We start from the raw sequence: 26,676 nt of genomic DNA, 5'->3' as shown, positions 1-26,676 counted from the left end.
GGCGCAAGGCCCGGCTTCGAAACGCGAAATAGTTATGAAACCTATCAGGCGGCCCAAGGGCGCGATGCGGCGTTCGACTTTTCGAAATTGTCGATCGCGGAGGATTTTTCCAGCGTCAGGCCGATATCATCAAGGCCGTTCAGCAGGCAGTGACGCTTGAATTCGTCGAGTTCGAACTTCAGCGAGCCGCCGTCCGGGCCGGTGATTTCGAGGTTTTCGAGGTCGATCGTCAGAATGGCGTTGGAGCCGCGCGAGGCGTCGTCCATCAGCTTGTCTAGATCTTCCTGGCTGACCTTGATCGGCAGGATGCCGTTCTTGAAGCAGTTGTTGTAGAAGATGTCGGCGAAGCTCGTCGAGATGACGCAGCGGATACCGAAGTCAAGAAGCGCCCAGGGAGCATGCTCGCGCGAGGAGCCGCAGCCGAAATTGTCGCCGGCGACGAGAATCTTGGCATTCTGATAGGCCGGCTTGTTCAGCACGAAATCTTCATTCGGCGTGCCGTCTTCATTGTAGCGAGCTTCAGCGAAGAGCCCCTTGCCGAGACCCGTGCGCTTAATGGTCTTCAGATAATCCTTCGGGATGATCATGTCGGTATCGACATTGACGACCGGGAGGGGTGCTGCGACACCGGTCAACTTCACGAACTTGTCCATGGGGTCCTGCCTTCATTCTCGTCTAAGCACGAATTATCCTGCCAATAGAGCAAATCCGGCCCGAAATGAAGGAGAATCTTGGAAATGCTCTAAAACATGGCGCTTTGGGTCGACCTGTCCTTCCGAACCAGGCTCGATCGGACACATCGGCCGGCGGATGGACCACCCTGCCCTGCTTTCAATCCTAGAGGTCGATGATCGTGCCGCGACCGTCGTTCCAGATGCGCATTTCGCGCTGGCCGTTCGTCTTCGCTTTAGCGCGCACCGGTGCCGGCTTCATGCGCAGCGAAAGCGCGCGTGCTGCCATCAGCACGGTGAGAATAGCGCCGACGGCGAGCGTGACCGAAACGGTAAACAGCGCCATGGCTGCAAACACGGTGATACCAGCAAGCGCGATGAACAGGGAACGTATATTCTGCATGGTCGAGACCTCTCTACACCAAGCAATGTGGTCGTCATCTCTGTCATCTGCAAGAGGAGCATGGCTTTTTGTTGACTTGCCTACCAATTAAAAGCGCGGCAAAACGGCATAATGAGCCAGTCTGCGAGCCAAAACCCCCCTTCCCGTCCCGCCTGGGTGCGCCGCTCGGTCTTGAGCGTTCCCGCCATCAACCGCCGCGCTTTGGACAAGCTTTCGAGCCTCGATTGCGACGCCGTCATCTTCGATCTCGAGGATTCCGTTTCGCCGGAGAAAAAGGCCGAGGCGCGGGAGAATTTGCGGACCTTCTTTGCTGTCGCGCCGCAGCCGAGCAAGGAGCGGATCATCCGCATCAATGCGCTTTCCTCCAAGTTCGGTGCCGATGACCTGGCTCTGGTCGTGGAGCTTGAGCCGGATGCGGTGCTGCTACCGAAGGTGGACGAGCCGCAGGACGTGACCGATGTCAGTGACCGGCTTGCGGAAGCCGATGCAGCGGAAGACTTGCGTATATGGGCCATGATCGAGACGCCACGCGGCATCCTGAATGCGGCCGCGATCGCCGAGGCCGGGCGCACGGCCGGGAGCCGGCTCGATTGTTTTGTCGTCGGTCTCAACGACCTCAGAAAGGAAACGGGTGTCCTGCCGCAGCCCGGTCGCCCCTATCTCGTGCCCTGGCTTATGCAGGTGATATTGGCCGTCAGCGCTTACGGCCTCGAGGCGATCGACAGCGTCTTCAACGACTTCAGAAATGCCGAAGAATTCGAGACAGAATGCGGCCAGGGGGTCGCCATGGGCTTTGCCGGCAAGATGCTGATCCATCCGAGCCAGATCGAAGCAGCCAATCGGTATTTCGGTCCGGCTGAGGCCGCCCTCGCCGAAGCCGAAGCCATTATCGCCGCCTTCGCCGCACCGGATGCCGCAACTCTCAATGTCGTGAACATTGGCGGGCGGATGGTGGAGCGGCTGCACCTTGTCCAGGCGGAGAGACTCGTCCATAAAGCTCGCCTGATTGCGCAGCGCTCCTCGGGCGCCGCCGCAACGCCCCGCGGCGATGTCTGATTGCCAAATACAAGAAAGATGCCTTGATGAAACTCTACCGCTTCCTCACCGGTCCCGACGACGCATCCTTCTGCCACAAGGTAAGCGCGGCGCTGAACAAGGGCTGGGAGCTATACGGCTCGCCTACCTATGGTTTCAATTCTGCAAGCGGGCGGATGGAATGCGGCCAAGCCGTCGTCAAGGACGTGGCTGGCAAGGATTACGATCCGGATATGAAGCTTTCGGAGCAGTAAGCCATAACTGAAGTTCTTCTCCCGGCCGTCTTGCGGTCGGGAGGGATCAGCGATCCGTCGCTTCTTCGGCGCTTGCCTCGATGCGCTCCATGTCCTCGTCGCTCAGGCCGAAATGGTGGCCGATCTCGTGGATCAGGACATGGGTTATGATGTCGCCCAGGGTTTCGTCGTTCTCCGCCCAATAGTCGATGATTGGCCGGCGATAGAGTCGAATCTTGTTCGGCATGTCGCCAGTCTGGGCGGTAAAACGCTCCGAGATGCCGCGGCCTTCGAAGAGGCCGAGCAGGTCGAAGGGGGTTTCCAGCGCCATATCCTCGAACACTTCGTCATCCGGGAAATCCTCGATGAGAATGACGAGGTTGCCGGTGAGCGAGCGGAATTCCTCCGGCAGGTGGCTATAGGCCTCCATTGCCAGGGATTCGAATGTGCTGATGGAGGGAGAGTGGCGATCCCGCCAATCTTCGCTCTGGTCGACGCGAGCCATGAATATTCCTTCCTTGGCTGGTCATATAGAGACTTTGCGCTGCTTTTACGAGAGTAGATTGAGGCAGAGGAATATTTTCTCATTAAATGGTGTTGACTCTTTCTTCAAGCTCTGGAATCCATAAGAACATAACAGGAACATTATCGATCTGGAGTGAACGTCATGGCCGAGGCTGCCGTGGCGCGGGAAACGCTTTTTGCCCTGCGTGAAACTATTGCCCGACTGGAAGGCAGGCCGATCCCGGCACTGGCAGCCGCGGCGCATGAGACGTTGGCAGACAAGCCAGTGAGGGAGGCGGCGGGGATTGCGAAACCCCTGCCCGCTCCGTCTATGCTTGAACAGACGCTCCTTCCGGTCGGCGTCGACGAGCTCGATGCGGCGCTGCAAGGCGGCCTGCCACTCGATGCGCTGACGGAAATCCGCTCGCTCGGCTTGCGCGATGCTGCGGCGGCGAGCGGTTTTGCCCTTGCGCTTGCGGCGCGGCTGCATGCGCAAGCATCGGATATGGCCACGGCCAAGTCTCCCGTCCTATGGATCGGCGATACGGTCGCCACGATGGAGGCGGGCCTGCCCTACGCTATCGGCATCCGGGATTTTGGCTTGGAACCCGAGGCTTTTCTACAGGCGTCACCGCGCAAGCTGGATGATGCGCTCTGGGTGGCGGAGGCAGCCCTTGGCAGTGCTGCCTTTGCCGCGGTCATTCTGGAAGTACGCGGCAATCCCGCCCGTTTCGGTCTGACCGAGAGCCGGCGGCTGGCGCTGAGGGCCAAGGCGGCGGGACGGCCCTTGTTTCTGTTGCGACAGGGAGGCGAGGAGGAAGCAAGCAGCGCGCTCTTCCGCTTTTCCGTCGAACCCGCGCCTGCGCAGGCGCGGCCCCTGCCGGACGGATCGGTGCTTGGCGGCAGCATCGGTCATCCGGCCTTTCGTCTCACCTTGGAAAAGAGCCGAAACCCGGCGCCCCTTTCCATAACCCTGGAGTGGAATGCCCATGACCGCCGCTTTGCCCCTGTCTCCGATGTTCAGCACCCTGCCTTTCCCGGCGAACACGCAGCGCATTCTGGCGCTGACCTTTCCGCATCTGCCGACCGACCGCATCGCGCGCAAGCGCTGGGGTCTATCCTGGCGTTCGACAGGCAGGCTTGAAGCGCCGCCGCTCGCCTGTGCCGGCAAGCTCAACAATGCGATGCGACTGAGCGCGCTCAACGAACGCGCAGAGATGATCGGCCTGAAACAGGGGCAGGGCGTGGCCGAGGCAAAGGCGATCTGTCCCGATCTCGATGTCGTCGAGGAGGATCCGGCAGCGGATCGCAAGCTCCTGGAAGCGATTGCTGACTGGTGCGACCGCTATACGCCACTGGTGGCGATCGACGGCAAGGATGGCCTTTTCCTCGATATTACCGGCTGCGCCCATCTCTTCGGCGGCGAGGAGGCACTGCTTGAGGACATTCTAATCCGGATCTCCCGGCTGGGCTTCGATGTGCGCGGCGCCATTTCCTCCGCACCCGGCCTCTCCTGGGCTGTCGCCCGCTTTGACGCGAGCCGTATCGTTCCGCCGGAAGCCATGGAAGAGGCATTGGCACCGCTGCCGGTCGTATGCCTTCGGCTTGGCGAGGAGACCGTTGCAGCCTTGCAGAAGATGGGCCTGAAGCAGGTGGGCGATCTTCTGGCCGCGCCGCGGGCGCCGCTTGCCCGCCGCTTCGGCGCGCAGCTGCTGCTGCGGCTCGATCAGGCCATTGGTCTCGTCGAGGAGCCGATCTCGCCGCGCCGCCCGATCGCGCAATTGTCGGCCGAGCGCCGGCTGGCCGAGCCGGTGCAGGCGGAAGAGGATATTCTGCTGCTTGCCCGCCAGCTTGCCGAAACCCTGAAGCCGGGGCTGGAAGCCCGCGGTGTCGGCGGCCGTTCCTTCGAACTCCTGTTGTTCAGGGTGGATGGGGCAGTCTTCCGCATCGCCGCCGGCGCGTCGCAGCCGCTGCGGGAGCCGAGCCGGATCGCCAGCCTGTTCACAGAACGCTTCGGCGCCATTCATGACGATCTCGATGTCGGCTATGGTTTCGAAATCGTCCGCCTCAATGTGCTTCAGCATGCGCTCTTCGATGCCATGCAAGGCGATTTCGTCGGAGAAGGCCGCCAGGAAGGGTCGCTTGCCGCCTTTGTCGATCGTGTGACCGCACGGCTGGGGCCGGACTGTCTGCAAGGGTTCGAGTTGCGGCAGAGCCATATTCCCGAACGAGCCGTACGGCCGCTACCAGCCATGACTATTCTCGCCTCGAAGCAGCGCACAGGTCAGGAGGATGCTGGCCATGGCTTCGTCCGCGGCGAGCGGCCGCTGCGGTTGTTTCGCATGCCGGAACTGATCGAAACCGTGGCTGCCGAAGTGCCCGATGGCCCTCCCCGGCAATTCCGCTGGCGGCGGGTCATGCATCGGGTCAACCGGGCCGAAGGGCCGGAGCGGCTTTCGGCGGAATGGTGGCTTGAGGAAAGGCAAGAACCTGACCGCGATTACTTCCAGGTCGAAGATGAGGAAGGCCATCGTTTCTGGCTGTTCCGCAAGGGGCTCTATGGCCGAAGCGGCCCGACGCCGGATTGGTACATGCATGGGGTCTTCGCATGAACGCGCGCCCGAGCTTTCACGAACCTGCCCCCTTCTTCGAGATCGGAGTGAGAACGAATTTCTCCTTTCTCGAGGGGGCCTCGCATCCGGAGGAAATCGTGGCGCAGGCCGCCTTCCTGAAGCTCTCCGGATTCGGGATCGCCGATCGTAATTCGGTGGCAGGCGTCGTGAAGGCGCATGCACATACCAAGCTTCTCCGGGAGAAATACAAGGAGGGCATAAAGAAAAATCTAGAGCTGCGCGCCAAGGGCGAGCCGGAAGAACTTTTTTTGGAGCCAGTTCCTTTCCAGCCTGGCGCGCGCCTAGTGTTTTCGGACGGCACGCCCGACATTCTTGCCTATCCGGAAAACCGCAAGGGCTGGGCGCATCTCTGCCGGCTGCTGAGCGCCGGTAATCTGCGCGGCGAAAAAGGCATGTGCGTCCTCAATGAAAGCGACCTCGTGGAATGGGGTGACGAGATGATGCTGGCGCTCGTTCCCGATGCTGAAAGTGCTGAGACGCCGGAGGGGCAGGCAAAGCTGGAGCAATGTCTGAAGCGGCTATGGATGCGCTTCGGCCGGAAGTTCCATATGGTCCTGTCGCCGGCCTATGACGGGCGGGACCGGATGGTCTTCGCCACGCTTTCCATCCTGGCGCAGCGCAATGGCGTGCGGCTGATCGCCAGCAACCAGCCGCTCTATCATGCGACCGAACGCAAGCCGCTTGCCGATATCGTCGTTTCGATCCGTGAGCATGTGCCGATCGCGGAGGCTGGCTTCAAACTGGCGGCGAATGCCGAACGTTACATGAAGGACGCTGCCGAGATGGCGCGCCTCTTCAGAGACTATCCGAAGGCCATCGCCAATACACAGAAGTTTTTTAGTCGGCTGTCTTTTTCGCTGGATGAGCTGAAGCATAATTATCCTGACGAAAGCAATGACGGCGAGACCGTCGCAGAAACGCTGAAGCGATTGACATGGGAAGGAGCCAGGTCCCGCTTTTCCGAAGAAATCCCCGATGAAATCGTCAAGCAGATCGAACATGAGCTCGAACTCATTCGCGAGAAGAAATATGAGCCTTATTTTCTAACGGTGCGCCGGATTATGGAGTTTGCCCGTAGTCAAAATATCTTATGTCAGGGCCGGGGCTCAGCCGCCAATTCTTTGGTCTGTTATTGTCTCAGGATCACGGAAGTCAATCCAAAGATTACGACACTTCTATTCGAACGTTTCATCTCGATTGAGCGTGAAGAGCCGCCTGATATCGACGTCGATTTCGAGCATGAGAAACGCGAAGAAGTCATTCAATTCATCTACAGGCATTACAAAAAGGAGCATGCCGGGCTGACTGGGGCGGTTACCAGCTATCGGGCGCGCTCGGCCGGCCGCGAAGTGGCCAAGGCCTTCGGTCTGTCGGAGGATGTGCAGTCTGCACTTGCGAGCGGCGTCTGGGGCTGGTCGACGGAGGAGTTGTCCGAGCGTGAGGCGAAGATCGCCGGCCTCGATCTCAAGGACAAGACGACGCGCAACGTCCTTTCCTATGCCTCGACGCTGATGGGATTTCCGCGGCATCTAACCCAGCATGTCGGCGGCTTCGTCATTACTCGGGATCGGCTGGATGAGGTCGTGCCGATCATGCATACGGCAATGGACGATCGCTACATGATCGAATGGAACAAGGACGATCTCGACAATCTCAACATCTTGAAGATCGACGTGCTGGCGCTCGGTATGCTGACCTGCCTTGCCAAGGCTTTCGATCTGCTACTGCTGCATTACGACGTGAAGAAGGAACTCGCCGATCTCGGTTATGCCAACTACCCCGATGGCGAGCCAGTTTATGACATGATCTGCCGTGCCGACACGATCGGCGTTTTCCAGATCGAAAGCCGGGCGCAGATGAGTATGCTGCCGCGCCTGCGGCCCCGCGAATTCTACGATCTGGTCATTGAGGTGGCAATCGTTCGCCCCGGTCCCATCCAGGGCAATATGGTGCATCCCTATCTCAAGCGACGGGAGGCGAAACGAGCGGGAAAGGAGCTCGATTATCCAAGCGACGAGCTGAAGGAGGTGCTGAAGCGAACGCTGGGCGTTCCCCTGTTTCAGGAACAGGCCATGCAGATCGCCATTACAGCGGCAGGGTTTACGCCTGCGGAGGCTGACAGGTTGCGCCGGGCGATGGCGACCTTCAAGCGAACCGGGACTATCCATACTTTCGAGGAGAAGATGGTCGAGGGCATGGCTGCGAAAGGCTACGATCGTGCGTTCGCCAAGAACTGTTTCGAGCAGATCAAGGGTTTCGGCGAATATGGCTTTCCCGAAAGCCATGCGGCGTCCTTCGCTTTGCTCGTCTATGCCTCATCCTGGCTCAAAGCCTATTATCCCGATGTTTTCTGTGCGGCGATCCTCAATTCGCAGCCGATGGGTTTCTATGCTCCGGCGCAGCTGGTGCGGGATGCTCGCGAGCATGGCGTTGAGGTGCGGCCGGTGGATATCAATCGTTCCAGCTGGGATTGCCTGCTCGAGCGGGGACGCTTCGATAAGGATGCGGTCGAGCCGCGTCATGCGTCGATGCGCGGGATCATCAAGACGCAATGTGCCGTTCGCCTCGGCTTCCGGCAGGTCAAGGGTCTGTCCGAGGAAGAGATGAAGCAGCTTGTCGAACGTCGTGGCGATGGCTATCGGTCGGTGCGCGATCTCTGGCTGCGCTCCGGCCTTGCCAAGGCGCAGATCGAGCGCCTGGCGGATGCGGATGCGTTCGGCTCTATCGGCTTGAGCCGACGGGAGGCGCTATGGGCCGTACGAGCGCTCGATGCCGGAAGTGCCGCCGAAAAGCTTCCCCTCTTCGATCTCGGCGATTATGCGGAACTCCAGATTGAACCGGCTGTCGTTTTGCCGGAAATGCTTCCAGGCGAACAGGTCATCGAGGATTATCGCTATCTGTCGCTGTCCTTGAAGGCGCATCCGGTTTCCTTCCTGCGCGCCGATTTCGCGCGGCAGGGCATCGTGCAAAGCCGGGATTTGAACGGTATTGCCAGCGGCCGCATGGTGACGATTGCAGGGCTGGTGCTGGTGCGCCAGCGGCCGGGTTCGGCCAAGGGAGTGATCTTCATGACGCTGGAAGATGAGACCGGCGTTGCCAATGCGATCGTCTGGCGGAAAAAATTCGAGAAATACCGGGCTATCGTCATGGGTGCGCGGCTGGTGAAGATCCGTGGCCGGCTGCAGAGCGAGAGCGGTGTCGTCCATGTAGTGGTCGATCATATCGAAGATATGACGCCGGCACTCGGCATTCTCCAACGCGAGGCACGGCGTTTCGGCGTCAGCGACCGGGCGGATGAAGTATTGCGGCCGACCATGGATCACAGGGAGAAGCGGAAGTCCGTCTTTCCGACACCCTCTTCCGATGGAGGGGCAGCGATGGAAGGCCGCAGCCATGGTGGCGAAACCGCAAAAGTCATGCCGCGGGGCCGCAATTTCCACTGAATCGCGGGCTTCGTCGCGGTCGATAACGTCGGAGCCCAGCTAATGGATAAGATTCGAATCGTTTCTTTCTTGACAAAGAGCGTCTTCTTTAGCAGATAACAAGACAGCAGATGTCATGTTTGACGGGCTGATCGAAGAATGCTGGTTTGCAGTTGTAATTACATCACCGACAAAGAAATCCGGGACGTCATCAACGAACTCCTTGATCAGGATTGTTGGCAGCTCATCGTTCCCGCCAAGGTTTATCACGCGATGGAAAAGCGCGGCCGTTGCTGCGGCTGCTTCCCGAATGTCGTTGATATCATTATACAGACAACCCAAGATTATCATGCCCGCCGCCACTCGACGGAAGCGGAAATCTTTGATTTCATGTCCCGCCTGAAAAAATTCCATGAAGACAACAGGAGAGCGGACATTGAAAGGCGACAAAAAGGTCATCGAGCGGCTTAACGAGGCACTCTTCCTCGAGCTTGGCGCAGTCAACCAATATTGGGTTCACTACAGACTCCTCGAAGACTGGGGCTACACCAAGCTTGCCAAGAAGGAGCGCGCAGAATCCATCGAAGAGATGCAGCATGCCGATCGCCTCGTTGCCCGCATCATCTTCCTTGAAGGCCATCCCAACCTGCAGACGCTCGCGCCGCTGCGTATCGGCCAGAACGTCAAGGAAGTGCTGGAAGCCGATCTGGCCGGTGAATACGATGCCCGCACGGCCTACAAGAAATCCCGAGATATCTGTCACGATGCCGGTGACTATGTGTCCATGAAGTTGTTCGAAGAGCTTCTGGCGGATGAGGAAGGCCATATTGACTTCCTCGAAACGCAGCTCGAACTGCTCGGCAAGATCGGTGAAGCCAAATACGGCCAGCTCAACGCTGATTCCGCCGATTCTGCCGAATAATCGATGCCAGAGCGGTTCAGCTCGTCACGGAATATCTGAACCGCTCCATCTTTTTGTTTTCACGCAATTCCGGACGGAAAACCGCATTTTTCTTGGAATTGCTGTAGAAAACCGGCCGCTTTGCGGCCGGTTTTTTCGTTCAGTCTTCGGCCTTCAGGCCGGCCAGATGGCTGAATTCCGAAACCACCTGCTCGTAGACCGGTCGCTTGAAGGCGACGATCAGTTCGGGCAGCGTCGCCATCGGTTTCCATTCCCATGCATCAAATTCCGGTTCGTGGCCGTCGGGCGGCGGGTTGATGGCGATCTCGCCTTCGTCGCCGTCGAAGCGGAAGGCAAACCAGCGCTGAGTCTGGCCGCGATATTTCCCCTTGAGGCCGATGCCGATCAGCTGCGGCGGAAGATCGTAATTGATCCAGTCTGTAGCTTCCGCCAGCAGGGTCACGGTCTTCATGCCCGTTTCTTCATATAGTTCGCGATAGGCCGCTTTCAGCGGGTCTTCGCCTTCGTCAATGCCGCCCTGCGGCATCTGCCAGAGCTGTGGCGAGCCGTCATATTCGGAATTGCCGATCGGAATGCGGCGACCGGCCCAGACCAAGCCATCCCGGTTCAGGATCATGATGCCGACACAGGGACGGTAGGGCAGGTCTTCGGCTCTCACGGACGCGTGGGGCGTGCTCATCTTCTTCTCCAGGTCAGGGGTGTTTGGGATCCTCGGCAAGCGCCGAGACCGCGACGACTTCAATACCACGCATGGCTGCCTCCTCGCTCCATTTGCTGATGGCATCGACGCTTTCGTCGAAAGCGGAGGCTACGCCGATCGCGGAGCCGTTGCGGCGGGCGATGCGCTCGAGTTCGTCGAGTTTCCTGAGGATGGCGTCCTGCTGCAGCTCGCCATCGAGCTGGATATCGGCAAAAGCGTGCGGCACCTCAAGCGTTTTCGAAAGCATTCCGGATTTTGATTGGGCCGATGAGCCGTCGTCGAGGAATAGCAGGCCGCGTTTGCCAATGTCGCGCAGAACGGGTTCCATGGCGCCGGGATTGGCAAGGAAGCGGCCGCCGAGATAGTTCATGACACCGGTATAATTGGTGATCTTGCCCATCGCCTTATGCAGGTTTTCGATGTTTTTGGCTGATGACAGCGAGGTCAACAGCGTATCCGGTCCGGGATTGTTGCCGGGATAATCGAAGGGCTCGAAAGGCACTTGGATAAGGATCTCGTGGCCGCCGCGCCTTGCTTCCTGCATCCAGCGCTGCAGGCTGTTGCCGCTGGCGGCAAAGGCAAGGGTGATTTCCTCCGGCAGCTTCTCGATAGCGCGCTGGGTGCCGGTCTGGCTCAGCCCAAGGCCGCTGACGACGATGGCGATGCGAGTGCCGCGCGCTCCCGACCAGGGCCGTGCGTATTGATCCATCGGCCGCAAACCGCTCGGCCCGATAATCGGCAGTTTGCCGAAGGGCGAATCTTCCAACAGGCTGTCATTCGGCGTTGCCGCCATGCGCGGATCTTGGCCCACCTGATTGGCGTTGATCAAGACCGGGCCGCTGCCATCGCGATTGCTGGGGCTGAACATGGTGACGACCGAACCGTCGCCTGTAACGACGCGCGTGGTATTGGCGCCCGATTGCGGATCGACTTGGGTCAATCCGGCCTGATTGGTTTGTTCGGCTCCCGCCGGCTTGGTTTCGGCCGCAGGCGCCGGATCTTCCTTCTTTGCCGTCTCGACAGGCTGGGTCTTTTGCAAGGGATCGCGCATCAGCGCCGAATAGAGAGAAAAGCCGGCGATCGCGATCAGACAGAAGCCGCCGAGAATGCGCCCGAAGGGAATGGGGCGCCGCTGGCGGCCGGCGCCGCGATCCTGTCCCAACGGTGCATGCAAATCCGTTCCCAAGCTTCAATCCACCCCAAGCGGAAAACTCTATTGGCCTCAAGCATATCGCTCACGGCAAAGCGGAAAAATGCCCGCGGCACTCGAAGTGCTAAAACATTGAACAAAACTGTTCTGAATGACGCTGGATTCAGAGGCTGATCGAGGAAGAGCGGAACGATATGCCTATCCCGCCCCCCTCATCATGAAAGCGCCGGGTCTGTTTCCAGCCCGGCGCCCATCCTTACTTGGAGGAAACCGCTTTTTCGGGGTTCGGCGGGAAGGCCGGATCCGTCTTCGCGCCACGCAGCAGGTCGAGCGCGTAGTTGAGCTGGATATCGTCCTTCGGATCCGGCGGCACGTAGGCCGAAGAGCCGGAGCCCTTGTCAGTCTCGCTCTGGCCCTTGATGTGGCCCGGCAGGCTGGATTCGCCTTCCGTCGTCAGCTTGCCCTTCAGGTCGTCGGGAAGCGGCTGGTCGACCTTAATGTCAGGCGTGATGCCCGTACCCTGGATCGAGCGCCCCGACGGCGTATAGTAGAGCGCCGTCGTCAGGCGCAGCGCGCCGTTGCCATCGCCGAGCGGAATGATCGTTTGCACAGAGCCCTTGCCGAAGGACTGCGTGCCGAGCACGGTGGCGCGACGCAGATCCTGCAGGGCGCCGGCGACGATTTCCGAAGCCGAGGCCGAGCCGCCATTGGTCAGCACGATGATCGGCTTACCGTCGGTCAGATCGCCTGGGGTGGCGTTGAAGCGGCGGGTTTCATCCGGATTGCGGCCGCGGGTCGAAACGATCTCGCCGCGCTCGAGCACGTCGTCGGCGACGTTGATCGCCTGATCGAGCAGACCGCCCGGGTTGAGGCGCAGATCGAGCACATAGCCCTTCAGCTTATCGGCCGGAATATCCTTCTTGATCTTGGCGATCGCGGCTTCGAGGTCCGGCGTCGTCTTTTCGGTGAAGGAGATGATGCGGATATAGCCGACATCGCCGCCTTCCTCGCGCGACTTGACGGCGGCAACGGCAATGACATCACGGACGACAGTGAGCTCGATCGGCTTGTCGACGCCCTTGCGCATCAGGGTGAGCTTGATCGGCGTCTTGACCGGGCCGCGCATCTTCTCGACGGCGTCTTCCAGCTTCAGGCCGCGCACGGACTGGCCGTCGATGGCTGTGATATAGTCGCCGGCAAGGACACCGGCCTTGGCGGCAGGCGTATCGTCGATCGGGGTGATGACCTTGACGAGGTCGTTGTCCATCGTCACTTCGATGCCGAGACCGCCGAATTCACCCTTGGTCTGGGTGCGCATGTCCTCGGCATCCTTGGCGTTCATGTAGCTCGAATGCGGGTCCAGCGAAGACAGCATGCCGTTGATGGCGGCTTCGATGAGCTTGTCTTCCTGGGGAGGCGTCACATACTGCGCGCGGACACGCTCAAAGACATCGCCGAAAATCGACAACTCCTTGTAGGTGGAAGTGCCAGCGGCTTCCGCCGGTGCTACCGCCGAGTAGATAGCGCCCATCGCGGTCGCACCCATCAATGCGCCGACGAGAACAAGAGAAGCCCTACGTATCATTGCGTGCCTTTCCAGTGTCTTTGGAGGTCCACCAGGGCCGAGAATCGACTGGTTTTCCATCTTTTCGGAATTCAATGTAAAGCGTTGGCCGATCCGTTTCCAGCGCCAATGCGGTCGCGCTCGCGACTCTTTTTTGGCCCATGGTGGCTAGCGGCTCGCCAGCGAAGACGAATCTGCCAGGGCGCGTCTTGATCGCGTCCATGCCCGACAGCACCATGTGATAGCCGTCGCCCGTATCCAGAATGATCATCTGTCCGTAGCTGCGAAACGCGCCGGCGTAGACGACCGTGCCGTCGGCGGGAGCCGTGACCAGTGCTTCCGGACCGGTCGCGACGGTAAGTCCCATCGCGGTGTGGCCGGTGCCATCGTCGTCGCCGAACTGGCGGAGAATATCGCCCGCCACGGGCAACTCCAACTTTTTCTTCAGGTCTGAGAAGGCATATGCGGGCGTAATGCGGTTTTTATCGGGCACGCCGTTCTCGGCAAGGGCTTTCGCCTGCTCGCGCTGCTGTTCGCTCATCTGCGCCCGGCGCGCTTCTTCCGCACGGGCAGCAGCGGCAGCATCGCGCACGGAGCCGATCTGACTTTCGAGGGAGGCAACGAGGCCTTCCAGGCTGGTCGCCTGGCCTGCCAGCTCTTCCGCGCGCTTGCGCTCCGCCTCGAGCTGGGCTGCATTTTCCTTGCTGTGCTTGTCGTTCTCCGCAATCAGCAGATCCATGCGCCGCTCCTCCTCCAGACTGTTGGTCATGGTGGCGGTGAAGCTCGCCTTTTCGGCGGCGGTATCGGCCTGCAACTTGCTGAGATCGGTCAGATCGGCAATGAGCTTGTCCGTCTCCTTGCGCATTCCGGGGACGACGGCGCCGAGAAGAATGGCGCTGCGCACCGAGGCGAGGGCGTCATCCGGCGTCACCAGAAGCGCCGGCGGCGGATTGCGTCCCATGCGCTCCAGTGCGCCGAGAACCTCCGCAAGAAGGGCGCGGCGTTCGTGCAGCGATGCGCGGATCTTATCCTGCTTGACCGCAAGATTCGTCAGCGTCTTCTCGCTTTGCTGGATCTTGCGATCCAGGTCCTTGCGGCGGGCTGCACTGTCGATCAGCGCCTGGCGCAGGCTTTCGGTGCTCTTGTCGAGCGAGGCGATGCTGTCTTCCAGCTCCTGCGTCTTGCCGGAGGAAAGGCTGATCGTCTTGGAAAGCGCATCGAGCTGCGCGCGGGTTTCGTCACGCTTGCGGGCAAGGTCCGCTGCCGGGTCAGGCGCCTCTTGTGCGGACGGCAGTATCGAAGCTGTCGTCGAAGTGTGATCATCGGGTGCTTGCGGCGCGATGGCATCGGCTTCCTGCGCGACGGCGACGTCTTCCCGGGAGAAAGGGCCTGCCATATAGACGCCCATGCCGAGCGTTGCCGCCAAAGCTGGCAGCACGATACGTGAAAGCATGGGCGGGGCTTTTCTCATCCAGTCGGTTCGGCCTGGTCCCTTCGGATCACGCGAAAATAAGCTGATTTGCCGCGATCATCCAGGAAGCATCGTTATTTTCAGGGCGGGAATCAAAACACGCCTCTGTGAGCGTTTCGTTAACGCAAAAACGGCGAAAGCCAAACTGTTTTCAAAATGGATGGAGTAATCACACCCGGTGGTAGGGGTGCCCGGAGAGGATGGTCACGGCGCGGTAGAGCTGTTCGGCAATCAGAATACGCACCAGCTGATGCGGCCAGGTCAGCTTTCCCAGGCAAATTGTCATGTCCGCCTTGTCGTAGAGGGCGGGATCGAGGCCATCGGCGCCACCGATGGCGATCGTCAGGTCGCGCTTGCCCTGATCGCGATATGTCCCGAGCATGGCGGCGAAGGCTTCGCTGTCGAGCGCCTTGCCGCGTTCGTCGAGAAGGATGAGGACGCCGCCCTCGGGATGCGCCTTCTGCAGCAGGCCCGCTTCCTCGCGCTTGCGGGTCTCGCTGTTGGAGGCGCGGCTTTCGGCAACCTCGGTCATGCGCGCCATTTCAAGGCCGATTGCCGGGCCGGCCTTGGCGAAACGGTCGAGATAGCGAGCCGCAAGATCCTTTTCCGGGCCGGCTTTCAGCCGTCCCACCGCAAAAAGACCTATCCGCATCCCCGCTCCCACATATCCGCCGTCATGGCGGCACAAAACGAAACTCTGGCCGGAGGCTTCATCTCCGGCGATCAAAAAGCTGCGCAGTAAACCTGCACACGGGGGGGCCGGGAAGGCGCCCTTGGATCATTCCGCATTTTGGACGGAAAACCGCCTGCGCAGTTTTCCTGGAAATGCGGTCGCTCCGCTAGTGCAGCGTGCCTTCGTCGAGATCGGGTGCTGCCCACATCTTTTCGATGTTGTAGAACTCGCGGATCTCGGGTCTGAAGACATGAACGATGATGTCGCCGGTGTCGATCAACACCCAGTCGCCGCCATCGAGACCCTCGACGCGGGCATTGCCGAAGCCCTCGTCCTTGAGATCGGTCATGAGATGGTCGGCAATCGCCAGGACATGGCGGTTCGATCGGCCGGAGACGACGACCATGTAGTCTCCAAGCGCAGACTTGCCAGCAATGTCGATGGTGACGATATTTTCGGCCTTGGAGTCCTCGAGGCTTGCGAGGACGGCTTGCAGGGCGCGGGCAGCGGCATCGGCGCCACGTTCCGAGCTCTTCGGGATAACGACAGGCGTTCTTCCCTTGGCGTGTACTGTTGTCAGTGCTCTTCCTTCCTTGAGTAACAGAACATGCACGGAGGTGATCTGAGTCGATCACACGACAAAGATAGGCATCAAAGCATTAAGGTTTCAAGACGCTGACGGCCATCTTGGGGCCTTGAAGACAAGGTTTTGTGTCCGAATAGGGCGCTTTCGCACCAGATATGGGCGAATATTCGTGCCGAAGACGAAAATCAGCCTTCCCCGCCCACTCCATCGATAAGAATAAGGTTGCGGCTGAGCGCCTGGTCGCGGACTTCGAGGGCATGCGCATATTCCGCCGAGCCATACCAGGCTCTCGCTCGTTCCAAATCCGGAAATTCCACGATTACGATCGCTTGCGGCGACCAGCCGCCCTCGAGTTTTTCGATCGAGCCGCCACGGACAAGATAATGCCCGCCATAGTGAGCGATGGAGGCGGCCGCTCGGGTCCGGTAGGTTTGGAAGGCTTCGGCGTTCCTGACGGTGACATCGGAAATGATATAGGCCGGCATCGATCTCCTCCTCTCAAACACTAAGGTTGGCGCGGTCCGTACTCGACGCACCAATGCGTTTTTTTCTGAAGATCACATAGGCCGATTCAACCGATTGTCCATTTCCGTCGGCATGTACAGCCGGACGAAGGCCACGTATAGATTATGCAGATATCAACTGCTTACAGACGCCATGACAGATGCTCCGCAGTCCCCGTTGAAGCCTATCCTCCGCATCAGCTTTCCAGGGCAGGATAGGCTTGGACGCGGCAAAATGGAGCTTCTCGAGCATATTCAGGAGACCGGCTCGATCTCGGCCGCCGGTCGCGCCATGGATATGTCCTATCGCCGGGCCTGGCTGCTCATCAGCGAACTCAATCATATGTTCCGCGAACCGGTCGTTGAATCGCAGCGCGGCGGCCAGAAGGGCGGCGGCGCTGCCCTGACGCCGTTTGGCGAGGAGTTGCTGCGGCGATTCCGCGGCATGGAAACGACATTGCGCGCGGCAATAGCCGATGACCTGAACTGGCTCGAAGCCAATCGCAGCTCGGCGGACGCTTCTTCGAAGAAATCCTGACTAGTGTTCGAGCGCCACGGTCTTAATGACAGTATGGATGGGCAGGCCTATGCGCAGGCCCAGTCGTTCGGCGGAAAATTGCGTGATGCGGGCAGTTATGATGTCGCCGCTGCAATCGACCCTAATCTCCGCCGTCCCATCTGCATCCATATTGATCTCCAGCACTTTGCCGTCGAGGATATTGAGGGCGCTGAGACCCTCCGGTCGCGTCGTTGCCAGCATGACGTCACGGGCGGGAATGTGGACGCGCACGGTCTTGCCCACAGCCGCCGCCTGACCTGGCACGATGAGTTTTATCGCCTTCAAAGCGATCACGGTGAGCTGATGGCGATCGTCCATCGATTCCACGCGGCCTTCCAATAGCACACCGGCTTCGCGGCGGTCGGCCGCCAGCGGACTGGAGAGCTGGCTGAAAATATCGACGGCAGCACCAATCGCATCGACTTTACCGTCGCGCATGACGACGACGCGGTTGGCAAGCCGCGCCACCTCGGCGATGGAGTGGCTGACATAGATGATCGGGATCTTCGTCTCATCCCGCAACCGTTCGAGATAGGGCACGATTTCCGCCTTGCGGGCTTCGTCGAGCGCAGCCAGCGGCTCGTCCATCAGCAGGAGCCGCGGCGAAGAGAGCAGGGCGCGGCCGATCGCGACGCGCTGTTTTTCGCCGCCGGAGAGTTTTGCCGGACGCCGGTCGAGAAGAGCACTGATGCCGAGGAGATCGACGACGCCGTCAAAGCTTTCACCGCGCTCGCTTTTGGGTGCAAACCAACGGCCATAATTGAGGTTCTGCCGCACGGATAGATGCGGGAACAGGCGTGCCTCCTGAAAGACATAGCCGAAGCGGCGGCGGTGGCGTGGCACAAAGATCTGCCTGTTGCTATCGGCAAGCACGGTATCGTCGAGGCTGATATGGCCGTGATCAGGGCGCGTCAGGCCGGCAATGATGCGGACGATCGACGTCTTGCCGGAGCCGGAGCGGCCGAAGAGGGCCGTCACGCCGCCATCGGACGTGAATGCAGCCTCTAGCGAAAAGGCGCCGAAGCGGTGGCGAATATCGACTGAAAGCGTCATTCGAAATCCACCCTCCGTCCGGCGAGATAGGCGAGGAATTCCGAGGCAAGCAGTGCCGCCATGGAAATAACGATGGCGACAATAGTGAGCCGCATGGCGCCGGCATCGCCGCCCGGTACCTGGGTGAAGGTATAAATGGCAGACGATAGCGTCTGTGTCTCGCCAGGAATGTTGGAAACGAAGGTAATGGTGGCGCCGAATTCACCCATGGCTTTGGCGAAGGATAGGATCATGCCGGCGATGATCCCGGGCAGGATCAGGGGCAGGGTGACCGTCAGAAAGGTCCATATGGGGCTTGCGCCCAATGTGCCGGCGGCTTCCTCCAGCTTGCGGTCGACGGCTTCGACCGAGAGGCGGATGCTTCTTACCATCAGCGGAAAGCCCATGACGCCGCAGGCAAGTGCGGCGCCCGTCCAGCGGAAGGAGAAGACGAGGCCGAGATATTGTTCGAAGAGCGTTCCGATCGGTCCTTTACGGCCAAAGAGGATGAGGAGGATAAAGCCGGTGACGACGGGCGGCAGGATCAGCGGCAGATGGATGAGGCCATTGAGGATCGATTTGCCCCAGAACCGCCCGCGCGCAAGCAGATATGCGGCTCCGATGCCGAAGGGCAGGCTGACCAGCATGGCGACGATGGAAACCCGCAGACTCAGCTCTATGGCTGTCCATTCGTCGCTGCTTAAACCCAATACATCCAAATTCCGCCCCTTAGAACGTCTCAGGCCCGCCACGAGCTGGCGAGCCTGAGGGTTGAACTTTCATGTTCTATCTTGCAGTGACAATTCTCACCGCTTCAGAACCGTGAAGCCCTCATGCTCGAAGAACGGAACAGCCTTAGCCGATTTCAGAAAGTCGAAATAGGCTTGTACATCCGGGTTCTTGCTGCTGCTGGTAATCGCGATTGGATAAACGATTGGCGGGTGGCTGTCTGCCGGAAAGGTGCCGACGACGGCAACGCCAGGATCGGCGGAGACATCGGTCTGATAGACGATGCCGTAAGGAGCTTCGCCGCGCGAAACGAGGGCGAGGGCGGCGCGCACGCTTTCGGCGCCTGCGACCTTCTTTTCGACCGAGGGCCAGGCGCCGAGCTTTTCCAGCGCCGTCTTGCCGTATTTGCCGGCTGGTACCGATTCCGGCTGGCCGATGGCCAGGCGGCCGTCGCCAAGCAGGCTAGCCAGATCAAAGCCCTGCTTGATCTCGAGCGGTTTCGCCTTGTCCTTGGCGGCGACGAGAACGAGTTTATTACCCAGCAGGTTCACGCGGCTATCGTCCTTGATCAGCTTCTTGCCGGCGACATAATCCATCCAGTTGGTGTCGGCGGAGATGAAAACATCGGCCGGCGCCCCGTTTTCAAGCTGCTTGGCGAGCGGTCCGCTCGCCGCATAGGAGACGGTAACTTCCTTGCCGGTTTCCTTGGTGAAGGCGGCATCGGCATTGTCGAGTGCGTTTTTCATGCTGGCGGCGGCAAAGACGACGATCTTGTCGGCGGCGACGGCCGGTGCTGGGATGACCGAAAGGCCCAGCCATGCGGTTGATATTGCAGCGGCGGCAAGCTTGATCCATCGGCGTCGGCTGGTGGTCATCTGAATTCTCCCAAAGATGTCGACATATTCTGAGAGATATAACGACCGACAAGGCTTGGCTAGGGATGTATTTAGAAAAACACATCGCAATATGATCGTATAAACCCACGAATTTTATGGATTTTCCATGATATGGCGCATATGAATGGCTTTGGGCATTACAAAAATGCATGACTCGATTTGCTCAATGGATTGGCGAACGCTCACGAAGCAAGACGTAACGTTACGAACCGTGGGATCCCGCGTCATTCTTTCGCCGAATTAAGCCGGACACTGAAGGCGGAGCGGCGTGCAATTTGCAAAAGAAGCGTTTTTTGGGCAGAAAATTTTGATAGCCATGCGTTAAATGCATTGCTGCATTGCGCAATCGCCCATTTATCAATCGGTAGAATCTGGTAAAACATAACCATCGAGACGGCGATCTCCTCCTCCCAAAGCCGTCCGATATGGATCAGCAACTCTCCTCCTCCCAGTTGCTGATCAGGTTCAAAAGCCCGACGCACCTCCTCCCGCGTCGGGCTTTTTATTTTTCCAGGTTTTCCGAAAATTGGCGGAATTATTGTGCGGCTCGCAAAGCTGTCGAGCTGAGCGTCGAGCGCGGTCCGTGGATGAAGGTCCAGGCCGGCGCGCGCTTCTTCCAGAGTACTCGGGCGTCATCTTCGTCGACGCGTGCGTAGTGGAACGTCTTTGCCATCTTGGCGGAGAGATAGGAGAGCGTCGATCCCGGCCGGTCGATGACGGCGATCGGAAAGGTTTGCGCGATTTCCTGCCACTTCTGCCAGCGATGGAACGTATTCAGGCTATCGGCGCCCATGATCCAGATGAAATGGACATGGCGGTTGCGCGCCTTCACATGCGCCAGCGTGTTGGCCGTGTAACTCATGCCCAGCGTCTGCTCGAAGGCTGTCACCTTGATGCGCGGATTGTGGAGGATCTGTTCGCTTAGCGCGATGCGCTCGGCAAGCGGCGCCAGATGATTGCGGCTCTTCAGCGGGTTGCCCGGCGTTACCATCCACCAGAGCTGATCGAGGCCAAGCCGGCGGATGGCGATTTCGGCAACCAAGGCATGGCCTTCATGCGGCGGGTTGAACGAGCCGCCGAAAAGACCGACCACCATGCCGCGCTCGGCATGGGGCATGCGCAGATAGCGTTGATCGACCTCTTCTTTCAGCACGTTAGGGCCGTATCTGTCCGGTGCCGCGAACGCGATATTTGAAGGAGGTGAGCTGCTCGACGCCGACAGGCCCGCGCGCGTGCATCTTGCCGGTGGCGATGCCGATTTCCGCGCCCATGCCGAATTCGCCGCCATCGGCAAATTGCGTGGAAGCATTGTGCAGCAGGATCGCCGAATCAATCTCGGTGAAGAAACGCTCGACAACATCAGGATCTTCGGCGATCACGGCTTCGGTATGGTTCGATGAATATTTGCCGATATGGCCGATTGCGCCTGAAATGCCGTCGACCAGCGCGACAGAGATAATCGCGGCCAGATATTCCGTCGTCCAATCCTCTTCCGTTGCCGCCTTGAGGCCGGGAACGAGCTGCAGCACATCGGCGGAGCCACGGATTTCGCAGCCGGCCGCAGCAAGTCCGTCAAGCAGCGGCTTCAGATGGGTGGAAGCGGCCTTCTTGTCGACCAGCAGCGTTTCGGCCGCGCCGCAGATGCCCGTGCGACGCATCTTGGCGTTGACGACGATGGATTTCGCCATGTCGAGATCAGCCGACGCATCGATGTAGATGTGGCAAAGGCCTTCAAGATGGGCAAAGACCGGTACGCGCGCCTCGGTCTGCACGCGTCCGACGAGGCTCTTGCCGCCGCGTGGCACAATGACGTCGATATTGCCTTCGAGGCCGCGCAGCATGGCGCCGACGGCGGCGCGATCGCTGACGGGCACGAGTTGGATAGCATGTTCCGGCAGGCCAGCGGCCTTCAATCCTTCGACCAGGCACTCATGGATCGCCTGCGAGGAGCGGCGCGAATCGCTGCCGCAGCGCAGGATCACGGCATTGCCGGCTTTCAGGCACAGTGCGCCGGCATCGGCCGTCACGTTCGGCCGGCTTTCGAAGATAACGCCGATGACGCCGAGCGGCGTGCGGACGCGCTCGATCTTCAAACCGTTCGGGCGATCCCAGGCGGCGATGACTTCGCCGACGGGATCAGGCAGGGCGGCGATGGCGCGGATGCCTTCGGCCATTTCGGCGACCCGCTTGTCAGTCAGCGTCAGGCGGTCGACAAAGGAGGCGAGCATGTCGGTACCTTCGACGTCTTTCAGGTCCTTGGCGTTTTCAGCGAGGATATGATCCTTGCGAGCCAGAATGGCATCCGCCATGGCATTCAGAGCTTTATTCTTGCTGTCAGTAGACGCGAAGGCCAACGGTCGCGACGCAGCCCGGGCCTTGCGGCCGATATCATTCATCAGCGCGTCGATGTCGGGGCTTTGTGCGACAGTATCAAGCATGAGCTTCATCCTTCTTCGATTTCTCGGCCTTCGCCTTGACGGAAGCGGTCATGACGAGGTCGTCGCGATGCACCATGGCGGCGCGGCCGGCATAGCCGAGGATTGCCTCGATCTCAGCCGATTTGCGGCCGGTAATCTGGCGGGCCTCTTCGGCATCGTAGCCGACAAGGCCGCGAGCGATCTCGCGGCCGGAGGGTCCTATGACGGCAACGGTGTCGCCGCGGCCGAAATGACCGACAATTTTACGGACGCCGGCAGGCAGCAGGCTCTTGCCGGCGCCAAGCGCAGTCACCGCGCCATCGTCGACATGCAATTCGCCGGCCGGCTGCAGCTGGCCGGCAATCCAGGTCTTGCGCGCGGTGACGGGCGTGCCCGACGGCGCAAACCAGGAGGAGCGGGCGCCGCTCTCGATCGCATTCAGCGGCCGGTCGGTCTTGCCCGATGCGATAATCATGGCGCAGCCGGCGCCGGTCGCAATCTTGCCGGCATCAATCTTCGTGCGCATGCCGCCGCGCGACAGTTCCGAGGCGGCGCCGCCGGCCATGGCTTCGATCTCGGGCGTGATTTCGGCGATCGCGTCGAGGAATTTCGCCTGCGGATCGAGATGCGGCGGGGCGGTGTAGAGCCCGTCGATGTCAGACAGCAGCACCAGAAGGTCCGCGCCGGTCATGGTGGCGACGCGGGCGGCGAGGCGATCATTGTCGCCATAGCGGATTTCGCTGGTCGCGACCGTATCGTTTTCGTTGATGATCGGCACTGCGCCGATTTTCAGGAGCTGGTTGATGGTGGCGCGCGCATTGAGATAGCGCCGTCGCTCTTCTGTGTCGCCAAGCGTCAGCAGGATCTGGCCCGCAACGATATTGTCATGCGATAGGCTTTCCGACCAGGCGCGGGCCAGCGAGATCTGGCCGACGGCTGCTGCCGCCTGGCTTTCCTCCAGCTTCAGCGCGCCGGAGGGCAGATCGAGTACGGAGCGGCCGAGCGCGATCGCGCCCGAGGAAACCACCAGCACATCGATGCCCTTCGCCTTCAGCGCGGCAATATCCGCGCACATGCCGTCGAGCCAGGATTTCTTCAAGCCGGTCTTGCGATCGACGAGAAGGGCCGAGCCGATCTTGATGACGATGCGGCGGTAGCGATCGAGCGGCTTGCGGGCAGTCATCCCTGATTGTCCTCGTCGTCAGCGCCGACATCATCGGCGGACTGCATGTCGCGGTGCCGCAGCTTCGGCGTTTTCGCGGGCTTGTCCGCTTCGCCGGCATTGGCTTCGACGATTACGTCGCGCAGCGCCCGCAATACTTCCGTCATGCCGCGTCCGGTGGCGGCGGAAATCTGGAAGGGCGTCTTGCCGCAGGCCCGCGCCAGCTCGCGCGTCTTCTTCTTCAGCGTTTCCTCGTCCAGCACGTCGATCTGCGAGAGGGCGACGATCTCCGGCTTGTCCGTGATGTCGTTGCCATAGGCTTCCAACTCGTGCTTCACGGTCTTGTAGGCCTTGCCGACCTTTTCTTCCTGGGCGGAGACCAGATGCAACAGTACGCGGGTACGCTCGACATGGCCGAGGAAGCGATCGCCGATGCCCACACCTTCGTGGGCGCCTTCGATCAGGCCGGGAATATCGGCCAGAATGAATTCCTGGCCGTCGATGGTGGCGACGCCGAGATTAGGGTGCAGCGTCGTGAACGGATAGTTGGCGATCTTCGGCCGGGCGCGGCTGACGGCAGCCAGGAAAGTCGATTTTCCGGCATTCGGCAGACCGACCAGGCCGGCATCGGCGATCAGCTTCAACCGCAACCAGATGGTCTTTTCTTCGCCCGGAAGGCCGGGATTGGCCCAGTCAGGCGCCTGGTTGACCGAGGATTTGAAATAGGCGTTACCGAAGCCGCCATTGCCGCCGGCGGCAAGGCGGAAGCGCTGGCCTTCCTGCGTGATGTCGCAGATCAGGGTTTCGCCATCTTCTTCGAAAATCTGCGTTCCCACCGGCACTTTCAGCGTCACATCGTCGCCCTTGGCGCCGGCGCGGTTCTTGCCCATGCCATGCATGCCGACCTTGGCCTTGAAGTGCTGCTGGTAGCGGAAATCGATCAATGTATTCAGGCCGTTGACGGCCTCAACCCAGACATCGCCGCCGCGGCCGCCATCGCCGCCGTCTGGACCACCGAACTCGATGAACTTCTCGCGGCGGAAGGAGACGCTGCCCGCGCCGCCATCGCCTGAGCGAATATAGACTTTTGCTTCATCGAGAAATTTCATCTTACGTCCGTCACCCGGTGTCGACGCATATCCCTTTGGATCGATTGGGATTCACAAAAGCCTATGCGCTCTTTTCAATGTCTGCCGCTCCTTTTGCATCCAAAAGATACATCGAGCGGCCGTTTGCCCGTCATGTCGCCTTCGATATAGGCGCTTCGAGCTGAGGTCAAAGAATATCGTGCGGTTCCAGCGCCATAAAGGGGCGGAACTGCATGATTGGTATGACGGCCATCGCCGGACGGGCCAGCGATGGCCTATTCTCAGGACTTCAAGCCGCCTGCGAGAGCCGCAGCGCTCCCGGCTTCAGCACGGTTTCGATATGCGGAACCATGGTGTTGCGGGCGAAGCTGTAGATCTCCGAGCAGCCGGTGATCTCGAAGCCGAGCTTCTGCTGCAGCTTGAGCGACGCCGGATTGTCGGCGAAGACGCCGGAATGAACGGCGACTTCGGGCATGCGGCGGGCAAAACGTTCGAGCGCAGCCTTGACCGCTTCGGTCATTATGCCTTGCCGCCAATAGAAGCGGTTCAGCCAATAACCGAGGTGCCAGCGGCCGTGGCGAAGCTCGATGCCGACGCAGCCGATATGGGCATCATCCCGCTCCGTAATGGCGAGCTCCCAATCGACACCGAGGCCGGAGGTGTGCTCGACCAGCCAGTCGAGCGCATCCTGCCGGTCATAGGGCGCGGGAACGCGGGCCAGCATGCGGGTGATGGCGAAATCCGAAAGCGATTCCGCAATCATATCGGCATCGCTGAGCCGGTGCGGGCGCAGCGTCAGTCGGCCGGTCTGGATGACCGGCGTTGGCCCAGGCATCAGTATCCGGGCGTCGCGGCGGGTGAGGGCGAGAGCGTTCATCTCATGCCTCCCCAGCTGCGCAGCGAGATCCAGGTCTTGCGGTCGAGCCGGTACCATTCGACCGGTACGGTGCTGCCGAGCGCCAGCGATGCGGCAAGGCCGGATCCCTGGAACTGGAAGCCGCACTTCTGGACGACGCGCCGCGATGCGACGTTCGTTACCCGGCAACGGGCATCGATCTGCGCGACGTTTTCACGGGTGCGGAAGACCATGTCGATAAGGGCATGAGCCGCTTCCGTCGTATAGCCCTGGTTCCAATAAGGTTCGCCCAGCCAGTAACCAATCTCGACCGTGTTCGGATCGCCCGTGGGTTCGACCCCGCAGCAACCGAGAAAGGCGCCGTTGTCGGCTTTGGTAATGGCATAGACGCACTTGCCAATCTCGCCAAGCTTCGTGCGTCGCACGAAATCGGCGGCATCGGCGTTCGTATACGGGTGCGGCATACGCGATACCATTGTGGCGACATTGGCGTTGTTGGCGAGATGGGCAAGGGCGTCGATGTCTTCTTCGTGGGGCGCGCGCAGAACGAGCCTTTCCGACAGTAAGACGGGGCAATCGGTCCTTAACCGTTCCGGCCTCAGCCGCTCTTCGGGAGACCTCGATTGGCCTTCCCTTAACAATTCGCCTTGCATGGTTCAGTCCTCCTTGGTTGAGGGTAAAGAAAAAGGGGAGATGGCGCCCCATCTCCCCTGTTTTCTGGACTGAACCTGATGCGGTCAGCCGGGTCGATGAGACGCCGGCTGTTTTAGAGCGCTACCGGCTTATTCCGCTGCTTCCGCTTTCGGCATTACAGACACGTACACGCGGCCATTGGCCTTCGTACGGTAGTTCACGTTGCCCGCCGTAAGCGCAAAAATCGTGTGATCCTTGCCGAGGCCAACGTTGGAACCCGGGTGCCACTGCGTGCCGCGCTGACGCACGATAATGTTGCCTGCGATGACGGCTTCGCCGCCGAACTTCTTCACGCCAAGGCGCTTGGATTCGGAATCGCGACCGTTGCGCGAGGAACCGCCAGCTTTTTTGTGTGCCATTGGAGTTCTCCTTTAAACCTTGATCCCGTTACTTACTTGGCAGCCACGATGTCCGTGATACGGACGACCGTGTGATGCTGGCGATGGCCGCGCGAACGCTTCGAGTTCTGACGACGGCGCTTCTTGAAGGCGATGACCTTCTTGCCGCGGTTGTGCTCAACCACTTCGGCCTTGACGGAAGCGCCCTTGACGAAGGGAGCACCAATCGCAGCGTCGGCGCCTTCGCCGATAACGAGGACTTCGGTGAATTCTACGGTGTCGCCGGCGGTGACTTCGAGCTTCTCGATGGTCAGCACGTCGTTGGCTGCCACACGGTACTGCTTACCGCCGGTCTTGATGACTGCGAACATTTTTTATCCTTTCATGTTCGTTCCGGCTCTCTCGTCTCAGGGACGAGCGGCCGTCTTTTTATCAG

30 protein-coding genes and 1 pseudogene are annotated in these 26,676 nt (G+C 60.2%); 8 read left to right on the top strand and 23 right to left on the bottom strand.

Features of this window, described 5'->3' with window-relative positions; genetic code table 11:
- Window positions 1-44: 44 nt before the first annotated feature.
- Both leuD and ACYJRZ_RS24585 read right to left on the bottom strand, forming a co-directional pair.
- Window positions 45-653, bottom strand: a complete 609-nt coding sequence (gene leuD, locus ACYJRZ_RS24590; protein WP_459463442.1) for a 3-isopropylmalate dehydratase small subunit — start codon at window positions 651-653, stop codon at window positions 45-47.
- Between the two features lie 184 nt (window positions 654-837).
- Window positions 838-1,074, bottom strand: a complete 237-nt coding sequence (locus tag ACYJRZ_RS24585) for a hypothetical protein (protein ID WP_459463440.1) — start codon at window positions 1,072-1,074, stop codon at window positions 838-840.
- 111 nt (window positions 1,075-1,185) lie between these two features.
- Between ACYJRZ_RS24585 and ACYJRZ_RS24580 the strand changes: the two genes are divergently transcribed.
- Together ACYJRZ_RS24580 and ACYJRZ_RS24575 are read left to right on the top strand one after the other, a co-directional pair.
- Entirely contained in the window at window positions 1,186-2,130 is a 945-nt protein-coding gene (locus tag ACYJRZ_RS24580; protein WP_459463438.1) for an HpcH/HpaI aldolase/citrate lyase family protein, read from the top strand.
- Between the two features lie 26 nt (window positions 2,131-2,156).
- Window positions 2,157-2,363, top strand: a complete 207-nt coding sequence (locus ACYJRZ_RS24575) for a DUF1737 domain-containing protein (protein WP_069611395.1) — start codon at window positions 2,157-2,159, stop codon at window positions 2,361-2,363.
- A 46-nt stretch (window positions 2,364-2,409) separates the two neighbouring features.
- On the opposite strand, the gene ACYJRZ_RS24570 is transcribed toward ACYJRZ_RS24575, so the two are convergent.
- Window positions 2,410-2,847: a metallopeptidase family protein gene (locus ACYJRZ_RS24570; protein ID WP_106999598.1), complete on the bottom strand. Its 438-nt coding sequence runs from the start codon at window positions 2,845-2,847 to the stop codon at window positions 2,410-2,412.
- Window positions 2,848-3,009: 162 nt separating this feature from the next.
- Here ACYJRZ_RS24570 and ACYJRZ_RS24565 point away from each other — a divergent pair, with 162 nt between their 5' ends.
- The 3 genes from ACYJRZ_RS24565 to ACYJRZ_RS24555 are packed head-to-tail and all read left to right on the top strand — an operon-like array spanning window position 3,010 to window position 8,922.
- Complete coding sequence (locus ACYJRZ_RS24565) at window positions 3,010-3,990, top strand: ImuA family protein (RefSeq protein WP_459463435.1); 981 nt, start codon at window positions 3,010-3,012, stop codon at window positions 3,988-3,990.
- A 40-nt stretch (window positions 3,991-4,030) separates the two neighbouring features.
- Window positions 4,031-5,458, top strand: coding sequence for a Y-family DNA polymerase (locus ACYJRZ_RS24560; RefSeq protein ID WP_459463545.1), 1,428 nt, complete (start codon window positions 4,031-4,033; stop codon window positions 5,456-5,458).
- Entirely contained in the window at window positions 5,455-8,922 is a 3,468-nt protein-coding gene (locus ACYJRZ_RS24555) for an error-prone DNA polymerase (RefSeq protein WP_459463433.1), read from the top strand. Before ACYJRZ_RS24560 ends, ACYJRZ_RS24555 begins: the two co-directional genes overlap by 4 nt.
- Before the next feature lie 39 nt (window positions 8,923-8,961).
- On the opposite strand, the gene ACYJRZ_RS24550 is transcribed toward ACYJRZ_RS24555, so the two are convergent.
- Entirely contained in the window at window positions 8,962-9,213 is a 252-nt protein-coding gene (locus ACYJRZ_RS24550) for a hypothetical protein (protein ID WP_459463544.1), read from the bottom strand.
- Here ACYJRZ_RS24550 and ACYJRZ_RS24545 point away from each other — a divergent pair.
- Window positions 9,100-9,372, top strand: a complete 273-nt coding sequence (locus tag ACYJRZ_RS24545; protein ID WP_459463543.1) for a (2Fe-2S)-binding protein — start codon at window positions 9,100-9,102, stop codon at window positions 9,370-9,372. The two genes, ACYJRZ_RS24550 and ACYJRZ_RS24545, sit on opposite strands and share 114 nt — an antisense overlap.
- A complete protein-coding gene (bfr, locus tag ACYJRZ_RS24540; protein ID WP_069611399.1) occupies window positions 9,338-9,823 on the top strand; it encodes a bacterioferritin in 486 nt (161 codons plus the stop codon). The genes ACYJRZ_RS24545 and bfr overlap by 35 nt, the downstream gene beginning before the upstream one ends.
- A 139-nt stretch (window positions 9,824-9,962) precedes the next feature.
- On the opposite strand, the gene ACYJRZ_RS24535 is transcribed toward bfr, so the two are convergent.
- From ACYJRZ_RS24535 to ACYJRZ_RS24505, 7 genes and pseudogenes are all read right to left on the bottom strand, one after another.
- Window positions 9,963-10,502, bottom strand: coding sequence for an RNA pyrophosphohydrolase (locus ACYJRZ_RS24535; RefSeq protein ID WP_459463431.1), 540 nt, complete (start codon window positions 10,500-10,502; stop codon window positions 9,963-9,965).
- Window positions 10,503-10,515: 13 nt separating this feature from the next.
- On the bottom strand, window positions 10,516-11,709 hold the full coding sequence (locus ACYJRZ_RS24530) for a divergent polysaccharide deacetylase family protein (RefSeq protein WP_459463429.1): 1,194 nt from the start codon (window positions 11,707-11,709) through the stop codon (window positions 10,516-10,518).
- 220 nt (window positions 11,710-11,929) lie between these two features.
- Window positions 11,930-13,258, bottom strand: coding sequence for a S41 family peptidase (locus ACYJRZ_RS24525; protein WP_459463427.1), 1,329 nt, complete (start codon window positions 13,256-13,258; stop codon window positions 11,930-11,932).
- The gene (locus ACYJRZ_RS24520; RefSeq protein WP_459463425.1) at window positions 13,248-14,690 is read right to left on the bottom strand and encodes a murein hydrolase activator EnvC family protein; all 1,443 of its coding nucleotides are present in this window, start codon (window positions 14,688-14,690) and stop codon (window positions 13,248-13,250) included. Before ACYJRZ_RS24520 ends, ACYJRZ_RS24525 begins: the two co-directional genes overlap by 11 nt.
- A 187-nt stretch (window positions 14,691-14,877) precedes the next feature.
- Window positions 14,878-15,360, bottom strand: coding sequence for a 23S rRNA (pseudouridine(1915)-N(3))-methyltransferase RlmH (rlmH, locus tag ACYJRZ_RS24515; RefSeq protein ID WP_047634055.1), 483 nt, complete (start codon window positions 15,358-15,360; stop codon window positions 14,878-14,880).
- 187 nt (window positions 15,361-15,547) lie between these two features.
- A pseudogene (gene rsfS / locus ACYJRZ_RS24510) lies at window positions 15,548-15,990 on the bottom strand (ribosome silencing factor).
- A gap of 162 nt (window positions 15,991-16,152) precedes the next feature.
- Window positions 16,153-16,452, bottom strand: coding sequence for a DUF1330 domain-containing protein (locus ACYJRZ_RS24505; protein WP_459463423.1), 300 nt, complete (start codon window positions 16,450-16,452; stop codon window positions 16,153-16,155).
- Between the two features lie 172 nt (window positions 16,453-16,624).
- Here ACYJRZ_RS24505 and ACYJRZ_RS24500 point away from each other — a divergent pair, with 172 nt between their 5' ends.
- Complete coding sequence (locus tag ACYJRZ_RS24500; RefSeq protein ID WP_459463421.1) at window positions 16,625-17,008, top strand: winged helix-turn-helix domain-containing protein; 384 nt, start codon at window positions 16,625-16,627, stop codon at window positions 17,006-17,008.
- On the opposite strand, the gene modC is transcribed toward ACYJRZ_RS24500, so the two are convergent.
- From modC to rplU, 12 genes are all read right to left on the bottom strand, one after another.
- Complete coding sequence (modC, locus tag ACYJRZ_RS24495) at window positions 17,009-18,082, bottom strand: molybdenum ABC transporter ATP-binding protein (protein ID WP_459463419.1); 1,074 nt, start codon at window positions 18,080-18,082, stop codon at window positions 17,009-17,011.
- A complete protein-coding gene (modB, locus tag ACYJRZ_RS24490; RefSeq protein WP_459463417.1) occupies window positions 18,079-18,780 on the bottom strand; it encodes a molybdate ABC transporter permease subunit in 702 nt (233 codons plus the stop codon). Before modB ends, modC begins: the two co-directional genes overlap by 4 nt.
- An 87-nt stretch (window positions 18,781-18,867) precedes the next feature.
- Entirely contained in the window at window positions 18,868-19,665 is a 798-nt protein-coding gene (gene modA, locus ACYJRZ_RS24485; RefSeq protein ID WP_459463415.1) for a molybdate ABC transporter substrate-binding protein, read from the bottom strand.
- Between the two features lie 245 nt (window positions 19,666-19,910).
- Window positions 19,911-20,123 carry a hypothetical protein gene (locus ACYJRZ_RS24480; protein WP_459463413.1) on the bottom strand — a complete coding sequence of 71 codons (213 nt, stop codon included), beginning with the start codon at window positions 20,121-20,123 and terminating at the stop codon, window positions 19,911-19,913.
- A gap of 98 nt (window positions 20,124-20,221) precedes the next feature.
- The gene (locus tag ACYJRZ_RS24475; RefSeq protein WP_244441482.1) at window positions 20,222-20,803 is read right to left on the bottom strand and encodes a nicotinate-nucleotide adenylyltransferase; all 582 of its coding nucleotides are present in this window, start codon (window positions 20,801-20,803) and stop codon (window positions 20,222-20,224) included.
- A gap of 37 nt (window positions 20,804-20,840) precedes the next feature.
- Complete coding sequence (locus tag ACYJRZ_RS24470) at window positions 20,841-22,124, bottom strand: glutamate-5-semialdehyde dehydrogenase (protein WP_459463411.1); 1,284 nt, start codon at window positions 22,122-22,124, stop codon at window positions 20,841-20,843.
- The gene (gene proB / locus ACYJRZ_RS24465) at window positions 22,117-23,286 is read right to left on the bottom strand and encodes a glutamate 5-kinase (RefSeq protein ID WP_459463409.1); all 1,170 of its coding nucleotides are present in this window, start codon (window positions 23,284-23,286) and stop codon (window positions 22,117-22,119) included. The genes ACYJRZ_RS24470 and proB overlap by 8 nt, the downstream gene beginning before the upstream one ends.
- On the bottom strand, window positions 23,283-24,374 hold the full coding sequence (obgE, locus tag ACYJRZ_RS24460; protein WP_459463407.1) for a GTPase ObgE: 1,092 nt from the start codon (window positions 24,372-24,374) through the stop codon (window positions 23,283-23,285). The genes proB and obgE overlap by 4 nt, the downstream gene beginning before the upstream one ends.
- A gap of 268 nt (window positions 24,375-24,642) precedes the next feature.
- Window positions 24,643-25,230, bottom strand: a complete 588-nt coding sequence (locus ACYJRZ_RS24455) for a GNAT family N-acetyltransferase (RefSeq protein WP_459463405.1) — start codon at window positions 25,228-25,230, stop codon at window positions 24,643-24,645.
- Entirely contained in the window at window positions 25,227-25,862 is a 636-nt protein-coding gene (locus tag ACYJRZ_RS24450; RefSeq protein WP_459463403.1) for a GNAT family N-acetyltransferase, read from the bottom strand. Before ACYJRZ_RS24450 ends, ACYJRZ_RS24455 begins: the two co-directional genes overlap by 4 nt.
- Window positions 25,863-25,991: 129 nt before the next feature.
- Entirely contained in the window at window positions 25,992-26,261 is a 270-nt protein-coding gene (gene rpmA / locus ACYJRZ_RS24445) for a 50S ribosomal protein L27 (RefSeq protein ID WP_004127267.1), read from the bottom strand.
- Between the two features lie 32 nt (window positions 26,262-26,293).
- Complete coding sequence (gene rplU / locus ACYJRZ_RS24440; RefSeq protein ID WP_028753733.1) at window positions 26,294-26,611, bottom strand: 50S ribosomal protein L21; 318 nt, start codon at window positions 26,609-26,611, stop codon at window positions 26,294-26,296.
- Window positions 26,612-26,676: the final 65 nt, after the last annotated feature.

This window comes from Rhizobium sp. No.120, assembly GCF_054558365.1.
This window is presented reverse-complemented; position numbering and strand designations above follow the sequence as displayed.

What these genes read in the sequence shown, in the direction of transcription:
- leuD (WP_459463442.1), bottom strand. Translation starts at nt 653, where the DNA reads ATGGACAAGTTCGTGAAGTTGACCGGTGTCGCAGCACCCCTCCCGGTC.
- ACYJRZ_RS24585 (WP_459463440.1), bottom strand. Translation starts at nt 1,074, where the DNA reads ATGCAGAATATACGTTCCCTGTTCATCGCGCTTGCTGGTATCACCGTG.
- ACYJRZ_RS24580 (WP_459463438.1), top strand. Translation starts at nt 1,186, where the DNA reads ATGAGCCAGTCTGCGAGCCAAAACCCCCCTTCCCGTCCCGCCTGGGTG.
- ACYJRZ_RS24575 (WP_069611395.1), top strand. Translation starts at nt 2,157, where the DNA reads ATGAAACTCTACCGCTTCCTCACCGGTCCCGACGACGCATCCTTCTGC.
- ACYJRZ_RS24570 (WP_106999598.1), bottom strand. Translation starts at nt 2,847, where the DNA reads ATGGCTCGCGTCGACCAGAGCGAAGATTGGCGGGATCGCCACTCTCCC.
- ACYJRZ_RS24565 (WP_459463435.1), top strand. Translation starts at nt 3,010, where the DNA reads ATGGCCGAGGCTGCCGTGGCGCGGGAAACGCTTTTTGCCCTGCGTGAA.
- ACYJRZ_RS24560 (WP_459463545.1), top strand. Translation starts at nt 4,031, where the DNA reads ATGCGACTGAGCGCGCTCAACGAACGCGCAGAGATGATCGGCCTGAAA.
- ACYJRZ_RS24555 (WP_459463433.1), top strand. Translation starts at nt 5,455, where the DNA reads ATGAACGCGCGCCCGAGCTTTCACGAACCTGCCCCCTTCTTCGAGATC.
- ACYJRZ_RS24535 (WP_459463431.1), bottom strand. Translation starts at nt 10,502, where the DNA reads ATGAGCACGCCCCACGCGTCCGTGAGAGCCGAAGACCTGCCCTACCGT.
- ACYJRZ_RS24525 (WP_459463427.1), bottom strand. Translation starts at nt 13,258, where the DNA reads ATGATACGTAGGGCTTCTCTTGTTCTCGTCGGCGCATTGATGGGTGCG.
- ACYJRZ_RS24520 (WP_459463425.1), bottom strand. Translation starts at nt 14,690, where the DNA reads ATGCTTTCACGTATCGTGCTGCCAGCTTTGGCGGCAACGCTCGGCATG.
- rlmH (WP_047634055.1), bottom strand. Translation starts at nt 15,360, where the DNA reads ATGCGGATAGGTCTTTTTGCGGTGGGACGGCTGAAAGCCGGCCCGGAA.
- ACYJRZ_RS24505 (WP_459463423.1), bottom strand. Translation starts at nt 16,452, where the DNA reads ATGCCGGCCTATATCATTTCCGATGTCACCGTCAGGAACGCCGAAGCC.
- ACYJRZ_RS24500 (WP_459463421.1), top strand. Translation starts at nt 16,625, where the DNA reads ATGACAGATGCTCCGCAGTCCCCGTTGAAGCCTATCCTCCGCATCAGC.
- modC (WP_459463419.1), bottom strand. Translation starts at nt 18,082, where the DNA reads ATGACGCTTTCAGTCGATATTCGCCACCGCTTCGGCGCCTTTTCGCTA.
- modA (WP_459463415.1), bottom strand. Translation starts at nt 19,665, where the DNA reads ATGACCACCAGCCGACGCCGATGGATCAAGCTTGCCGCCGCTGCAATA.
- ACYJRZ_RS24475 (WP_244441482.1), bottom strand. Translation starts at nt 20,803, where the DNA reads ATGCCCCATGCCGAGCGCGGCATGGTGGTCGGTCTTTTCGGCGGCTCG.
- ACYJRZ_RS24470 (WP_459463411.1), bottom strand. Translation starts at nt 22,124, where the DNA reads ATGCTTGATACTGTCGCACAAAGCCCCGACATCGACGCGCTGATGAAT.
- proB (WP_459463409.1), bottom strand. Translation starts at nt 23,286, where the DNA reads ATGACTGCCCGCAAGCCGCTCGATCGCTACCGCCGCATCGTCATCAAG.
- obgE (WP_459463407.1), bottom strand. Translation starts at nt 24,374, where the DNA reads ATGAAATTTCTCGATGAAGCAAAAGTCTATATTCGCTCAGGCGATGGC.
- ACYJRZ_RS24455 (WP_459463405.1), bottom strand. Translation starts at nt 25,230, where the DNA reads ATGAACGCTCTCGCCCTCACCCGCCGCGACGCCCGGATACTGATGCCT.
- ACYJRZ_RS24450 (WP_459463403.1), bottom strand. Translation starts at nt 25,862, where the DNA reads ATGCAAGGCGAATTGTTAAGGGAAGGCCAATCGAGGTCTCCCGAAGAG.
- rpmA (WP_004127267.1), bottom strand. Translation starts at nt 26,261, where the DNA reads ATGGCACACAAAAAAGCTGGCGGTTCCTCGCGCAACGGTCGCGATTCC.
- rplU (WP_028753733.1), bottom strand. Translation starts at nt 26,611, where the DNA reads ATGTTCGCAGTCATCAAGACCGGCGGTAAGCAGTACCGTGTGGCAGCC.